The organism is Prevotella sp. oral taxon 313 (assembly GCF_003043935.1).
Taxonomy (GTDB): Bacteria; Bacteroidota; Bacteroidia; order Bacteroidales; family Bacteroidaceae; genus Prevotella; species Prevotella jejuni.
The window spans coordinates 3,084,955-3,100,424 of sequence record NZ_PYXE01000001.1 but is presented as its reverse complement, the minus strand read 5'-3'; the positions used below and the strand labels follow the sequence as shown (position 1 = coordinate 3,100,424).

Below are 15,470 nucleotides of genomic sequence, written 5' to 3'. Positions count from 1 at the left end.
TATGCTACATCAACAGAAAGTATTTGAAAATTGAACACTTCCTGAAAAAATAATGCTGTATATAATTATAATGTAGGTGGTGCCCGTAGTCCACGCGACGTAATCCATCCGTCATGTAGAAGAATTATAGGATTACGGAAGAACTTTCTAAGAGATAAGTTATTTGTTCGAAAATAAAAGAGTGCAGACAGGACAGAATACAGCAAGCATATTTCATGCAAAAGAGATTGTTCGCCCTGATGTAAGTTCTTCTCGGTTGTAAATGCTTGTTTGATTTGCTCTATTGCACATCCACTTTCCGTCCCAGTAGTTTGATGTGTTGTGTGCTGGTCATTAACACGATTATCTACCTGACACTTCTCTTGGGTAAAACATAGCATTTTTAAGTGATGATGGTGAGGCAAGAATGCCGTTGACAACATTAGTAATGTTGCCAACCAAATACAGAATATGTAAACTTTCTTCTTCATCACGCTGCAAAGGTAGAAATTTCTTTTTGCAACTCGGTTGCAAAATTGCAGAGTAAAGAAAGAATAAGAAAATCACTTGTTTCCAACTCGTAACCCAGTTACCTTTTATCCTTTCTTATTCTCTTAATCATCTAAAAGATACAGATCTCTGATTTTTTCAGAGCAAAACTTGTACAATGCATAGGAAAAGAGGTTGTTGAATCACTATAAACAACTAATATTCACACATAGAGAATTCTAACATCATCCCCCACCAAATACTTTCATTTGCAAAGATAATATGCAGAACGGGGAGAAAGAAAACTGAAATAATTATAAATCTTAGTAGTTATCTGCTTATTTATAACTATCTTTGTCATTCATATTAAAAGGAGAAAACAAGATGAAGAAATATTTTAAAGCAAGTATGTTGCTGATGGGCTTATTGTTCATCCAGTCAACAACAGCGTCTGCACAATGCCCTATCAAGGAGCAGATAATGAATGGTGACGATGGCGGAGAAGGCTTAGAGAAGGCTAACCGAGAACGAGATAAGACTCCGGTCAGCCACACGCTGATTATCTTCTTCGACAAGAAGACGGGTAGCAAACCACTCTTAAAAGCCATTAAGAAGCAGGGCTGCACCCTACTCTATAAATACAAGGAGTTCAGTGGGGTTGCTGTTAAGGTTGACGAGAAGCACGACGTTGATAAGGCTATCGTTGATTTCAAGAAAGTAAAAGGTGTGACAAGTGTCAACAAAGACGGTATCATGCAAATACAGTAACTGCCCCTATCCTAAAACTAAAAGTCAAGCCATAATGTGAGTAGCATTGTGGCTTATTTTTCCCACCTCAAATGCGATGTCAGTTCGCTCAAAACTGGTAGCAACAAAACCTACTTTTATAAGCAAGAAATAACCCCTAATACTACGAAAAAAGTTTTATTTTTAGTTGCTGTCACATTTAACATTTCACGTAACCATACTATCATCCAATAAGTTAAGAGCCGAACTTGCATGACAGAAATGACAGGAAAATTATTTTTCAAGGATTTCCTTCTCCTCAAAGAATAATTGATTCGGCACCTTAAAAGCAACTTTATACAAACATCACAGCTAACCGTTCACTAAGAAATAACATTTAATTCGCTATCAGAAAGAAATAGTTGTGAAGATAATAAATTTATCGTATATTTGCAGAGGAATTATCCTTTAATAAGATTTTCACAATGTTGAGCAGAGTTATCATAGATGGATACAAGTCTATCCAACATACAGATGTAGAACTAAGACCTATCAATATCTTGATTGGCTCAAATGGTGTTGGCAAGACTAATTTCATTTCTTTCTTCAAGCTGATAAACATCATCTATGAACAACGCCTACATAACTATACGATGCAGAACAGTGCTGAGAGGTTGTTTCACTATGGTTTGAAGCAAACCAGCGAACTAAAAGGATATTTAGCATTTGGAGATAATGCCTATGAGGTAAGACTTCAGGCACGAGACAACGGAAGTCTGTTTATTGCCGAAGAAAGAAGCTACTACCAGTCAAGCTCCTTCAATGTTTCAAACATAGATGAGAGCCAAATTAAGAACTCATCAACTTATAGAGACAGGTGGCTTAGAGACTATCTGCAAAGCTATAAAATCTTCCATTTCCACGACACAAGTAAAGGTGCACCATTGAGGAGTAGTGCTAATATTAACGACAACCGCTACCTCAAGACAGACGGAAGTAACCTCCCAGCCTTTCTCTTCATGTTGCAAGAGAAGTATCCGAAGACTCTAAGAAGGATAGAGTTGACTATCCGTTCAGTCATGCCTTACTTTGGTAATTTCTCTTTAGCACCATCTCTACTTGATGAAAGCCAAATCAACTTACAGTGGAGTGACATCGAAAACAATGAGAAGTATTTCGATGCCAACGACTTGTCTGATGGTAGCATACGCTTCATTGCACTGGCTACCCTGTTGTTGCAACCTACCTTACCAAAAGTCATTATCATTGACGAACCAGAACTTGGTCTTCATCCAACAGCTATTGTTAAGTTGGCTGGCATGATAAAGTCTGTTGCTTCCAGAGGTTGTCAGATTATCGTATCCACGCAATCTGTAAACCTTATCAATAACTTTGACGCAGAAGATATTATCACTGTCGACCGCAAAGATAAGCAATCTACCTTCAACAGACTAAACAACGACACATTACAACATTGGTTAAATGATTACTCCTTAGGAGAATTATGGACAAAAAGTATCATCAATGGACAACCGACCCTACTATGAAAAGACTCGTAATACTTGTATAACCAAGCCACCACAACCCAAATCTCCACACTTATCCCTTACCGACTCATTGTCAGTATAAGTTCCTTCCCTTTCTCTAAGTTTACAGTTCCGCTATAAATCTGGTTATCTTTGTTTATCTGTTTATTGGCAGTAGTGTGATAAACCTCCAACTGGTAGTTGCCAGAAGGGATATTATTTATCTTGAAATCAACATCATAGCGACAGATGCAGTTTGTCATCATGTCCTTATCGGGATACAGGATGAGAACAATCTTACCCTCACTGCTGCTTGCTCCTACATGGAACAGGTCGATTGCACAGTTATCCATGACGTCTACAAAACGTGCCGTGACAGTATTGTCCGTACCGAGTAGGAGACGTAACACAGACCGCTGCCCCATAAAACGATTATAGTAATCAGGCCGAGACTCCATCAGAGAGGCTGATGCTTTGCAGCCTGACGACTTCACATCACTTATCCCAACATTCCCAACAACTGCGTTCTCCGTCGTACATGACAACATTAGCACTGACAGACAGCATATAGTCAGACAGTTAATAGCTTTCCAATATTTCATACGTATATCTATTTATAGGGTTAGTTAACACAAAAGTTTCTTTGCAAATATAGTGTTTTATTTTGTAGAATACAACTCTTTTCTTGCAAAATAACCTGCATCATCTTATTTTAACACCCAAGCTGTTAGCCGCAGCCACCATCGTCCTATCTCTACACAAACCGTGTTTTATCTTCAACGATACGGAAAGTACGTTCCTCTGGGAGTGGTTCTATCACATACACCACACCTGCTCGGAAATTAAAACTCATCTCTTTTTATAAAGTTCGTTACTCATATTGCGCTTTGAAAGAATACGCTCCTCATAGAATACGAACTCCACTCGGTGTCTTCCTGCGGTCAGGAAGCTACCATCAAACCATGAGAAACTTACGCCACGACCAGAATTAATATCATCAATCTTGCTTATTGACACCATCATGTTCTTAGCACCTTCATTCCATGAGGGGAAGAACAATCGGCAATGTTGGGGATTACGACGGAGCCAAGCACTTTTCTCTATACGAAAAATAGCAACTATCGCCACGCTCACCAGAACTATCATCAAAACAGGTAGATAGACAAACAACCCCCTTTCATAGAGTAAATCAAATCCAATACCAGAAAAGGCTAAACCCACGAATATGCCGAAGAATGCTATTATAGATAGGAAGTACCAAACAAGACCGCCTTTAGAAAAGGTCTTAATACTGGGTGCCGAATGAAAAAAAGAGTAACGATAGAATAGTTTATTAAGCCCATAAATAAAGCCGTATGCTCCTAAAATAATAATGATAGATACAATAAATGATTTCATCTTATATTTTTCTTTATTTAATTAGTTTCTATTTTTGATTGGACAAGGGGATTGGGGTGAGGGATGAGGGGTGTTAAATGTTGGGTGATGAGGGATAGATTATGAGGGTGAGGGGTGTTGAGGGGTAGGAGATATGTGGTGATTCTGACCATAAATCTTACTATGCAAACAGCTGATAAACATCTGCTCTCGAATTATTTTCATGAAAAGAAATATTTCTTCTCACGTAAATAAATATTTTTTTTCACGTAAATAAATATTTTTCTTCATGAAAATAATTCGCAATGACAGGATGGAACACTATTGTACGAAGACGAAAACGGACTAATGACCCTGTTCTGCTGTCTAACTGAAAAGCATCTTGTCGACCCATACCAATAAAGTAGAACCTCCTAACTGATGACGTTATGCAACTCATTCACAAAGTCTTTTAGCCCCACAAAATACTCACCAAAGACATCCCGCCACCTGTTTCGGTTCAATGGGTACTCCATGAAGTCACTCATTTTTAGGTCACCATTCTCGCTGAGATAGTTCAGTATCTCTTTCAGATACTGTTCTTGCTCACCTGTCAGGTTGCCGTCTTTGATAAAGCGGGTATAGAGGGCTAACGCTTTCTGGCGGTCTACACCTTGAATGACACGGATAAACGCAGCCACATTATGGTTATATTTCTTTCCATTCGTAGCCTCATCAAACTCCGTGCGTGTACCTAATTCTTCCCAGAAGATACGTTGCAACTCATTGACATCAGCTGTCGTCAGCTGCTCAAAGTTCTGTATCTTCCTTAGCACTTCATTGTCTGTATGCTTCGCCAGATAGTCTATCACACGGTCGTGATAGGTGGCTTTCAGCGTGACAGGAGCAGCCACAGCATCCGAACTGATTGCATCTTCGATATTGATAACAAATCTTCTCTCGTCCCTACTCTCAGCTAACACATGCACCAACTCACGTAGTTCCTTCCTCACTCGTTCAAGACTATTCAGCGTACAATGGTCCCAGAAGGCGGCAGTCTGCACCTCCTTAATCGTTTCCATCCGCTCCCTCACAGCTGGGATCGTGGCTTTCTTCTCTAAGAGTTGCGCTATCTTAATCACACTCGCACGACTGTTATCAGCCTTCACCGTACTATCTACCTGCTCTAACTGCAGATAGAGCATCAGCACATCGAACTTCTTTGCGGCCTCATTCTCCTTCGGACGCGGCAATAAGTGGGCTATTCCCTTCAGTTCGGCAACGTCTAAATCACTCAGGCAGGCCCACGCTTCCCGCTCACGATAGGGCTCAATCGTCTGCAGATGCGCTCTGACATCAATGCGCGCCCTACTGAGTTGGCTCACCTGTGCATGTAGGATAGCCTTCAACTCATCGTGTAGACAGCGGTCGACCTCCCTCTCTTGGTGTTCAGCCGACTGTAAGGCAGCTGCAATATCGAGCCTCAACGCATAGAGCCGTTCGGTCAGCGACTTCACAGCGACAGGGTTTGCGCCATCACTATTTACTGAGAAATACTCGAAGTTGCCACACCAATCGAAGATGTAGAACTCTTTCTTGTCAGCATCACCAAACACCTTCGGACAGAGACGTGTACCACGTCCTATCATCTGCATAAACTTTATCTTCGAACGAACACACTTAAAGAAGACGAGATTGAGCACCGATGGCACGTCGACACCCGTATCAAGCATGTCAACACTGACCGCTATCTGTGGGTACTTATCCATCTGTTCGAAGTCAAGTATAAGTCCATGTGCCTTGTTGACATAGTTATCAATCAGCTGACAGTAGTCGGGTTCCTTCTCAGGATAGAGCGTACGGAAACGTTCAACGATGAGTTCTGCATGAGGATGGTTCATAGCGAAGATGATAGTCTTGCCTATCTCCTCCCCACTCTTCACCTTTAGTCCCTTTTCCATCAGCTCCATCAGCACCTTGTCAATGGTGTCTATGTTGAAAAGATACTTGAATATCTCTTGCGGAAGGATGTCACGATGATACTCATCGTCGGGTCCTAAGCCTGCTAAAGATTTCTCATAGTCCATTAGTCTTTCGGCTTCTTCACGGTCCTCCTTCGACATTTCGTCCCATTTGGCACCACGTTCCATAATCTTAGAGTGATACTGCAGTGTCTTATAAGGACAGAGATAGCCATCCCTGACAGCCTCATCAATGTCGTAACTGTAGTTAGGCATACCATTATCTAACTGTAGAAGGTCGTAGGTATTGCGGTCTATCTCGTCACGTGGGGTGGCTGTCAGACCGATGAGCAACGAGTCGAAATAGTTGAAGATGGCACCATATCTACCAAAGACACTTCGATGGGCTTCGTCGATGATGATAAGGTCGAAGCGACCAACACTAAAGGCTTTATCCTCTCTGTCGAGGTAGTTTATCATCGTCTGATAGGTAGAGAAGAGGATACGTGCCTGCATATCAGGTGCCTTCTCTTCGCTCAACACCGACATAGAAACACTCGGCAGCAAGGCTTCATAGTTTTTATGTGCCTGACCGACGAGTGCCGTACGGTCTGCAAGAAAGAGTACATTCTTCACCCAATCATTGCGCATAAGGATGTCGCAGAGCGAGATACTCACACGTGTCTTACCTGTTCCTGTTGCTAAGACGAGTAGTCCTCGACGGTGCTTGGCATTAAACCACTCCACAATACGCTTGATGGCGGTCTGCTGATAAGGGCGGTCAGTAATTTCTTCTTTTATCGTCACGTCCTTTATCTCAGCCCTCCCTCGCTTCTGTATCAGCCTTTCGAGGTCGTCCATAGAGTGGAAGGAGATCACGTCACGGTCTGGATAACCCATTCCGTCAATGACCTTTGTTGTGAAACCATTGGTGTAATAGATGACAGGGCGCACACCATATCGCTTCTCTAAGCAGTCTGCATAGAGCGTTGCTTGGTGTCGCCCTTCTGTTATGGCACGGCTGGTGGCCTTCGCTTCGATGACAGCCAAGGGCTTACCCCCACGACTAAAGAGCACATAGTCGGCATAGCCTTTCCCCGAAGCAGTGGGCATCCCGTCCACTTCCACCTCTATGCAAGCCTTTCCGCCCTGCACTTTTCCCTTCTCTTCTAAGATTTCCCAACCTGCTTCCATGAGCATATAATCAATGAGATACCTCCTTGTCACGGCCTCACTGGCAAGACTCTCACGAGGTAGCACCACTGGTTGTGGGTCGTCGAGCGACTCTTTCCGTACGCTATTGACCACCTCCATCTCCACCTTCGGTTCTGGACTCTTGACGAGGGCGACTGGGGCAGACGGTGAAGAGATGAGTGTTGCGTCGAAAGGAGGTATATCCTTAACAGCATCCCAACGCCCCATAAAACCCGCTACGACATTATAGAGTGCACGAAGACAGCGGAAAGCCTTCACCCGATTGACGGGTTCTGCACCGTCATGGCTGGCCGCATTGCCTATTTTCTTTACTAAGTAAATATCTTCTCGAAACTTATAATCACGATTGACAAAGGCGTCTGTCGCTGGAAGGCGTAACATATCGTTGAGTGTCGCACGTGCGTCAACGGTAACACCAGCCATCTTCAACATGTTCTTCATCAGCCACTCAAGGGCCTTACGAGCGTTATTGGCAGACGCATCAGGGTAGATTGGTTGTTGTTCCTCAGCCAACCTGCAGTAGTTATGTAGGTGCTTAAAGGTCGGTATCTTGTCTGCTAACAATAGTATATAATCAAAGTTTTTAGCCATATCGTCTTGCTTTGTATTAATGTTTCATGTATTTTGATTGATTACTTAGTCAAACCAGTGTTGCATTCGTGCAGCAAGAAGCATCTCTAAATCACTGATTGTTTTCTGAACAGACGCCTTCTGACGTTCTATCTGTTCTATCTTATGCGCAAAAGATTGCTGGAGAGGAAGCGGAGGGAGAATAACTCCGAACTTTGCAATTGCCTTTCTATCGCCTCGTGGCATCTTTGCACCTTTCGTATAGGTATTATCATATTCAAAAAAAGAGTCCGAAGATAATACTTTAAATAGGAAGACTGGTGTAATTTTCCTATTGCTTATTCGTATAATAACTACATCACCACTTGCACCTCCACCCTTATCTGCAAGCCATATCTTCTTTAAGTAGGGTCTTATATTACCTAATAATATATCATTTTCTTTATATGCAATAGCACTATTTGCTTTAGGTAAACTATTTGAGAATCGAACGCCGCCCCTATCTTTTATAAGGTTTTCAACGCCAACATATTGACTTGGGCTTAATTGATTTATAGCAATTCGTTCATTAGGATACATAGATAATTCACTTAATGATATCATTTCCCACCCCTTCTCATTCACCACAGGGTCTCCAAACATCTCATAGAAGATGCTTTGTGCAAGTGCGTCATAGTCTTTAAGTTGCTCTTTCTTTATCTGTATCAGCTCGTTTAGCTTATCAAGTTCGGAGACAATGGATATCTGGGTAGCTAACACTGGCACTGGTATCCTTATTTTTTTGAAATCTGAAATTGCAAAACTGGATTGATTTACAGCATCCTTACGGATACGCATAATATCCAATTTAAAAGATACACTCTGAGTATAATAACAAAGAAACACAGAATTAATGAGAGACCTATTATGTTTTAATCTCAACAGATTCATTCCATGAATGATATTCTCTCCTTGCTTTCCTTCATAAACAACAGTTCTACCTATATAAGTCTTACTGTTTATATGTGATACGAGTAAATCCCCAGACTCTAAAATATAATCTTTATACTGCTCAAGATCAACAACATCTGCATAACCCAACCTGTCTCTATTAAAGACTCCACCTGATAGAGTTTCAATCCTTGTTATTGGGTAACCTCCTGCTCCTTTTGTTTGTTTTATATTAGCACCATTCTTAATATAAGAGAAACATTCTCCTATTTTCCTTAATTCCCATTCCTTTCTCATATGCACACCTCCTTTTATAGCATGAAACAAGCTTGATTCCGTTCAAACCACTGCATAGCAATCCCCTTGCCTACCCTCTCGCAACCAAGAGAATATACCCTTGTAAAAGTCAGTTGATTATTCATTCGTACCCTCCTCCAACATTTCCATGAGTGCATTATAGCCACTTAGATAATCCGCCTCATTCGCTTTTAGACGAGAAAGGATATCACGGACAGGTTCGTAGGTTACTTTCTCACGCTCTACTTCCTTATACTTGTTAATGGAGAGGTCATAATCATTCGCACGAATATCATCAACAGACACCATAAAACTCTGTTCTCTACGGCTTCGATTAGCTTCGTCAGCAAGGTTATGGAAGCGGTTGACAACATCAGGGATGTCATTCTCAGCTATTGGCGAACGCTTGTCGTCGAGCGAAAAACCGTCCGCCTTCATATCATAGAACCACACCTTATCCGTTCCGCCACTATTCGTCTTCGTGAAGACAAGTACTGCCGTGCTAACTCCAGCGTAGGGTTTGAAGACACCGCTCGGCATAGAGACGACAGCCACCAACTGCTGATTGTCGACCAGTTCCTTACGCATAGCGATGTGTGCCTTGGACGTTCCGAAGAGAACACCGTCTGGAACGATGCTCGCACAGCGACCGCCCACCTCCAACGAACGTACAAACTGGGCAAGAAAGAGTAGCTCCGTCTTCTTCGTGTCAGCGTAGGCAAGAATCTTCTTGTTCACATTTCCCTTGTCAAGACTGCCCGCAAAGGGTGGATTAGCAAGGATGAGCGTATAGCAAGACTCGTCATTGTTCTGTTCAGAAAGGGAGTCACGACGTGCCAATTCAGGTGCTGTGATGTCATGCAAGAGGAGGTTCATTGCTCCGATACGCAGCATCGTAGGGTCGGTATCATAGCCATTGACAAGCGAAGACTTAATATGCTTCACCGATTCTGCCGTATAGAGTGCCCGCTCGTGATGCTCCTTGATATACTTCACCGCCTCCACCAAGAAGCCCGCACTACCCATCGCAGGGTCGCAGATAAAGTCGTTAGGCGTCGGCTGCATCATATCCACAATCATACGGATGATGTGGCGAGGTGTACGAAACTGTCCGTTCGTTCCCGAAGCAGCCATCTTACCGAGGATATACTCATAGACATCGCCCATCGCGTCACGGTTGTTCATGTCGAGTGCATCGACCCCATCGACCACCTTCGTCAGTGTACGAGCATCAGAGATAAGGAAGGTAGCCGACTGCATATACCTGCTGTAGGCACTCTCCTCACCTGTTCCGATTGTCTTGATAAACTCAAAGACATTCTGACGAACCATCTGGAACATGTTTTCAGGACCTGTATGGCGGAATACCGACCAGCGCATACTCTCGTAGGGCACCTCCTGTTCGGTAGTAGGATTCAACCAGTTCTGCCCAACAAGGAAGGTAGGATTCTTTACTTCGGTATCAAAGTCGCGTGCCATATCTTCCTCTTGTAGCTGCTTGTCGTCAAGCATCTTCATAAAGAAGATATAGGTCATTTGCTCTAAAACAGTAATAGGATTGGTGATACCAGAGACGTGGAAGGTGTCCCATATCTGGTCAATCTTGGTTTTTATCTCGCCAGTTATCATCGTTATCAGTTTACGGATTATAGATTGTGCTTGCCCTCTACCAAGCAAGACGACTACAAATGTACAAATTATTTTCCAATTCTTTCACTTGGAAACTTTGAATTTTGAACTTTAGTCTTTGCCAAAAGAAAGCAGAGATATGGACTGGTTGACATAAAAGAAAAAACAAAAGAGTATGTAGCCTTTGGATAGAAAGGACTTATCACACAAATTGTAGTTCTCCAAAATATGACATGACAAACTAAAAAACTTACATAATAAGGCACACAGAGTTACGGAGAGGACGGAGGTAAAGGCATAGCACGGAGGTGCCGACGGCACATAGAGCAACGGAGGTGTAGCGTACAGATTCCTGACAACCCTGTTGGGATAAACGCTTTGTATATATATTGCTAATAGAATTGGCAAACTATCTCCATTACTCCACGCACCGACGGTGCCTCCGTAACTTCCATTACGTTGTTTTAATAATCCTCCGTACTCTCCTTTTCTCCGTGTGACATTTCGTCAGAGACCTAAGCTTAGGCGAATCATTATCATTCCAAATATCTGAAGACCCTAAATTGTGTCTCCATTTCTTTGTATTTCTGTAAGAAAACATTATATTTGCAAAGAACAAAGAAACAGAACTCTATGCCTACAATCGCACTACTAACACTTAACGGACATAGCTATGTTGTCAAACTACTCAACCAATGTTTCGGACTGTTCATTAGGTGACTTACACCCCAAAATATAAAATAACAATAATGAAAAGCATCCTACTAAAAATCCTATCAATAATAAGTCCTGTTATTATCCTTGCAGCTTTGGGCATTATGCAGGGAGTATGGTTTGATGTAGAGGAGTCTCTTGAAAGAGGAGATACAGACGTTTTTCATCCCTCTTTAATCCAATATCTATTGTATTATTTAGTAAGTATAATCTTGCTTGTGCTTTCTTGTTTGCTGCTAAAACATGAATATAGAAAGACCTCATCTGCTTTTTTACGAGTGGTTTATAGTACTATTTTAGTATTAGATATTGGTATTATACTGATATGTTTCCTTGCTCTTTAAGCTCAATTGCCTTATCGTTCGGACAAAGAAGGTGATAGACTCGTTATTCTTTAATGATATGATATTGTCTTATCAAGCTACAATTGTTACGTAACATCTGCCCTCAGCATAACAAAGTAGCTATAAATACATAAATTATTTTCCAATTCCTTCACTTGAATTCAAACTTCTTTGGAGTTTAGCCAAGCAACTTAAAGAATGGAGCTAAGCCTTCGCACGATATGTGCGAAGCCTTCGCACATGTCGTGTTGATGCTCCGCACTATTGTGTTGAGGGTTTAGCCGCCTCTCAACCACCTCTTTTATGGTTCTTCTTAAGTATGAAGTGATAAACTAAAACTCTTACATAATAAGGCACACGGAGCGACGGAGAGGACGGAGGTAAAGGCATAGCACGGAGGTGCCGATGGCACATAGAGCAACGGAGGCGTAGCGTACAGATTCCTGATAACTTTTGTGATAAATGGTTTGAGCATAAGTCTCTAACAAAGTTTGCAAACTTTCTCCGTAGCTCCTTGCACCGACGGTGTCTCCGTGCGTTCCACTTTGTTTTTAATAATCCTCCATTCACTCCGTACCTCTGTGTGACATTACGTCAAAGTTCTAAACTTAAGAGATACTTTCCTTATCACTCTAATTTTCAAAAAAACCTCTTTTACTGCACAGGGGTCTGTGCATAAACCTTCAAGCCGAACTCGTTGGCATAGGCGTAGACATGTTCGAGGATGTCAGCCATGGCATGCTCGTAAGGAATCCAGTCTTTCTGACGTAGGAAGAAGTAAAGTTCCATAGGGACACCCGCCTGTGTTGCCTCCAATTGACGTACGAGGAGAGACATCTTCGCATTGACATCCTCACGCTTGGCAAGGTAATGCTCCATGTAACGACGGAAGAGAGCAGTCGTCACAACCTCACCCTTTAGGTCGTCCGCCTTAGCAAGTCCCTTATCAATTAGCTGTTGTTTGAGTCCATCGTCAGCAATACGAATGCTGCGAACATCAAAATAAATCATCTTCTTGACCCTTTGTCCCTCTACATCTTCCAATCCTTTCCAGTTTTGGAACATTCCACTAACTAATGTAAGAGGCGGTACGGTGGTAATCGTATTATCGCCCTGACGAATCTTCACAGTTGTGAGTGTGATATCAATAACCGTTCCATCCACGAAGCCTCCAGGCAAAGCAATATGATCACCAATATGAATCATCTCGTTACTCGTCAGACGGACACCAGCAACAAGACCATCAATCGTGTCCTTAAAGACTAACATAAGAACGGCAGAGGTTGCTCCTAAGCCAGCCAACAACGTCATCGGACTACGATTAATAAGGATTCCAACTACCACAATCACAGCAATAAAGATTGCAAGAATCTTCAATACGCCACAGAAAGACTTAAGATAAAGACTTGTCGAGTCACCGGGTTTCGTGTTGAGATAGCGCAGGCGGTCGATGAGTTTCGTCACAAGTCGCGTCGTTGCTACGGTAAGATAGACAGCTGTTAGCCGTGTCAAAGCCACCTGAACAACATGGTACTGATAGAAGACAAGCGGCATCAACTGCCATATCACCAAGGCAGGGACAATGTGGCAGGCTGTGCGCAGCACTTGATGGTCAAGGAGAACATCGTCCCATCGAGCTTGCGTACGCTTTACCAGACGAAGAACAAGGGGAACGAATAAGTATTTACAGATTCGTTCGGCAATGAAAGCCAACAAGATTGCTACTAATGTCAATAAGACATGACGCAATACAGGAACAGTATGACCATGTACACCGATTGACTCTATAATGTTCTCGACAAAGATTCTTATCTCTTCAAGGACATCTTCGAGGAGATGATGAGGAAGCTTTGCTATCATAATTTCTTTTCTTTTTAAAGGGTTATTGGGCTATTAGGCTAATTGGGCTAATAAGGCTAATAAGCCAAATTGGACTAATAAGCCTTATTGGCACAACGCCACACAAATCTTGTTTTGGAAATTGCGCATTGGTCCATTGCTGAGTCCACCATTATTAATAATAGAGAAACAGAGCAGATGACCATTAGAAGCAGTGAGATAACCTGCAAGTGAGCTGACACCCTTCACCGTACCCGTCTTTGCACGTACGTTACCAGCTGCAGCCGTACCACGCATTCGGCTCTTCAAAGTTCCGTCTACGCCAGCTATCGGCTGTGCTTCAAGATAGGCACCATAGATATCTGAACGCTGATAAGCATAGCGCAAGAGTTTTGTTTCAAGTTCGGTACTTACATAGTTATACAGAGATAAGCCAGAACCATCAGCAACATTATAATCACGAGGATTCAGTCCGATACGGCTGAAGAGTGCGTTCTCATACTGGCGTGCAGTCTTTGCACCTGCCCATCGTGTGCCACCATTAGCAGCCAACTGATAGAACATAGATTCAGCATAGAGGTTGTCGCTCACCTTCATCATACGATGGAGAACCTGACGGATAGAATGTGTACGTATCGTTAGCAACTGTGCATCAGTTGGTAGCTGACGTTCGCCAGTAGAACCATTCAGCGTCACACCCATATCTTCTAACTTACGGGAGAAACGATAGGTGAATTCGTCCTTACCATCAACGAGCAAAGGAGAGAGCGTAGGATTCTTATCATCCCAACACCAACCCTCGCCCAAACGGTCACGATCCTTAAAAGAGAGGTCGGCATAGACACTGCCTTCTATCGTCTTGATACCTAAGTCTCGTACGGCACGTGCCATCTCTGTCAAATCCGAAGAAGAAAGCATTGGGTCCATACCGCCAACACAATAGAGGTCGCCACGCAATACTTGCGTAGAGTCGTCAATCACACCCGTATAGTAAAGGTTTGTCTTAAAGTCATAATCAGCCCCAAGTTTATCCAATGTTGCAATAGCAGTAACACACTTCATCGTAGAAGCAGGGCGCATGTGCAGACGTTCACGGAACTGATAGACAGGTACATCATCCGTCAAATCCCATACCATCACACTTGTCTGTACCGTCTCTAAGAGCGCACTTCGGAGTATTCCATCCAGTCGGGCTGTGATATTCTCCTTCCAACTAAGATGGCTATCAGTGGTGAAAGCAGGGATAATACTGTCTGTATCTTCCTCTTCCTCGCCACTATCATCAGTATCTAAAGCGACAATCTTCGGTTGTGTGACGACCACAGCCTTAGGATGAAGAACGTTAGCAACCTCTGTACTATCCAAATATACCTGTGCCTGTGTAGGCAGACTCAACACGACACCGACGACCAGTGCCGATAAGTATTTCAATCTCATACCTTGTTATCTTTCTTTTCTATTCGTTTTTCCAGTGCTGACAAGAAACTGTCGACATTATCAGGTTGTACGCTGACAACACTACCATCTGTCATCTCTAACAGTGCGTAATAGCCCAGACGAAAGGCAAACGGACGCTTCTCTACCCTCTTCACATCAGAGAGGACAACCCGCTTGGTGCGTCCTATGCGTCCTGTCATCACCAGTAGCGTAGCCTCATCTGTCAACACATATTTAGAGTGAATGGCACGGTCTACTGCTCTGAGCGTCACAATGATAAGTAGAAAGCCTAATAAGACCATCACACTGTTCGTACGATGCCACAGACAGAAGAAGGCACCAAGCCCAAAAACCACGATGGCGCCCATGTCATTTACCGTTACTTTATGTTGGAAAGTTCTCATATTACCTGCAAAAGTACAAAAAAAAGCCTTTGCACATCCATCTATTACATAAAA

11 protein-coding genes are annotated in these 15,470 nt (G+C 42.7%); 2 read left to right on the top strand and 9 right to left on the bottom strand.

What is annotated here, in order from left to right; all coding sequences use genetic code 11:
- Positions 1–65 precede the first annotated feature (65 nt).
- Positions 66–470 carry a DUF6769 family protein gene (locus AXF23_RS16630; protein WP_107625468.1) on the bottom strand — a complete coding sequence of 135 codons (405 nt, stop codon included), beginning with the start codon at positions 468–470 and terminating at the stop codon, positions 66–68.
- 382 nt (positions 471–852) lie between these two features.
- Here AXF23_RS16630 and AXF23_RS12100 point away from each other — a divergent pair, with 382 nt between their 5' ends.
- Positions 853–1,236, top strand: coding sequence for a hypothetical protein (locus tag AXF23_RS12100; protein ID WP_107625467.1), 384 nt, complete (start codon positions 853–855; stop codon positions 1,234–1,236).
- A 443-nt stretch (positions 1,237–1,679) separates the two neighbouring features.
- Complete coding sequence (locus AXF23_RS12095; protein WP_107625466.1) at positions 1,680–2,741, top strand: AAA family ATPase; 1,062 nt, start codon at positions 1,680–1,682, stop codon at positions 2,739–2,741.
- A 59-nt stretch (positions 2,742–2,800) separates the two neighbouring features.
- Here AXF23_RS12095 and AXF23_RS12090 read toward each other — a convergent pair whose 3' ends face one another.
- From AXF23_RS12090 to AXF23_RS12050, 8 genes are all read right to left on the bottom strand, one after another.
- Positions 2,801–3,322 carry a hypothetical protein gene (locus tag AXF23_RS12090; protein WP_107625465.1) on the bottom strand — a complete coding sequence of 174 codons (522 nt, stop codon included), beginning with the start codon at positions 3,320–3,322 and terminating at the stop codon, positions 2,801–2,803.
- A gap of 247 nt (positions 3,323–3,569) precedes the next feature.
- On the bottom strand, positions 3,570–4,118 hold the full coding sequence (locus tag AXF23_RS12085) for a hypothetical protein (RefSeq protein ID WP_233251297.1): 549 nt from the start codon (positions 4,116–4,118) through the stop codon (positions 3,570–3,572).
- A gap of 392 nt (positions 4,119–4,510) precedes the next feature.
- On the bottom strand, positions 4,511–7,843 hold the full coding sequence (locus tag AXF23_RS12080; RefSeq protein ID WP_107625464.1) for a type I restriction endonuclease subunit R: 3,333 nt from the start codon (positions 7,841–7,843) through the stop codon (positions 4,511–4,513).
- Positions 7,844–7,888: 45 nt separating this feature from the next.
- The gene (locus tag AXF23_RS12075; RefSeq protein WP_107625463.1) at positions 7,889–9,049 is read right to left on the bottom strand and encodes a restriction endonuclease subunit S; all 1,161 of its coding nucleotides are present in this window, start codon (positions 9,047–9,049) and stop codon (positions 7,889–7,891) included.
- A 117-nt stretch (positions 9,050–9,166) separates the two neighbouring features.
- A complete protein-coding gene (locus tag AXF23_RS12070; protein ID WP_107625888.1) occupies positions 9,167–10,678 on the bottom strand; it encodes a class I SAM-dependent DNA methyltransferase in 1,512 nt (503 codons plus the stop codon).
- A gap of 1,712 nt (positions 10,679–12,390) precedes the next feature.
- Positions 12,391–13,596: a mechanosensitive ion channel family protein gene (locus AXF23_RS12060; RefSeq protein ID WP_199222189.1), complete on the bottom strand. Its 1,206-nt coding sequence runs from the start codon at positions 13,594–13,596 to the stop codon at positions 12,391–12,393.
- A gap of 84 nt (positions 13,597–13,680) precedes the next feature.
- Positions 13,681–15,012 carry a D-alanyl-D-alanine carboxypeptidase/D-alanyl-D-alanine endopeptidase gene (dacB, locus tag AXF23_RS12055; RefSeq protein ID WP_199222188.1) on the bottom strand — a complete coding sequence of 444 codons (1,332 nt, stop codon included), beginning with the start codon at positions 15,010–15,012 and terminating at the stop codon, positions 13,681–13,683.
- A complete protein-coding gene (locus tag AXF23_RS12050; RefSeq protein WP_089366523.1) occupies positions 15,009–15,416 on the bottom strand; it encodes a hypothetical protein in 408 nt (135 codons plus the stop codon). The genes dacB and AXF23_RS12050 overlap by 4 nt, the downstream gene beginning before the upstream one ends.
- Positions 15,417–15,470: the final 54 nt, after the last annotated feature.

Coding starts and splice junctions, on each gene's coding strand:
- dacB (WP_199222188.1), bottom strand. CDS start 15,012: ATGAGATTGAAATACTTATCGGCACTGGTCGTCGGTGTCGTGTTGAGT.
- AXF23_RS12080 (WP_107625464.1), bottom strand. CDS start 7,843: ATGGCTAAAAACTTTGATTATATACTATTGTTAGCAGACAAGATACCG.
- AXF23_RS12095 (WP_107625466.1), top strand. CDS start 1,680: ATGTTGAGCAGAGTTATCATAGATGGATACAAGTCTATCCAACATACA.
- AXF23_RS12085 (WP_233251297.1), bottom strand. CDS start 4,118: ATGAAATCATTTATTGTATCTATCATTATTATTTTAGGAGCATACGGC.
- AXF23_RS12070 (WP_107625888.1), bottom strand. CDS start 10,678: ATGATAACTGGCGAGATAAAAACCAAGATTGACCAGATATGGGACACC.
- AXF23_RS12060 (WP_199222189.1), bottom strand. CDS start 13,596: ATGATAGCAAAGCTTCCTCATCATCTCCTCGAAGATGTCCTTGAAGAG.
- AXF23_RS12100 (WP_107625467.1), top strand. CDS start 853: ATGAAGAAATATTTTAAAGCAAGTATGTTGCTGATGGGCTTATTGTTC.
- AXF23_RS16630 (WP_107625468.1), bottom strand. CDS start 470: ATGAAGAAGAAAGTTTACATATTCTGTATTTGGTTGGCAACATTACTA.
- AXF23_RS12090 (WP_107625465.1), bottom strand. CDS start 3,322: ATGAAATATTGGAAAGCTATTAACTGTCTGACTATATGCTGTCTGTCA.
- AXF23_RS12075 (WP_107625463.1), bottom strand. CDS start 9,049: ATGAGAAAGGAATGGGAATTAAGGAAAATAGGAGAATGTTTCTCTTAT.
- AXF23_RS12050 (WP_089366523.1), bottom strand. CDS start 15,416: ATGAGAACTTTCCAACATAAAGTAACGGTAAATGACATGGGCGCCATC.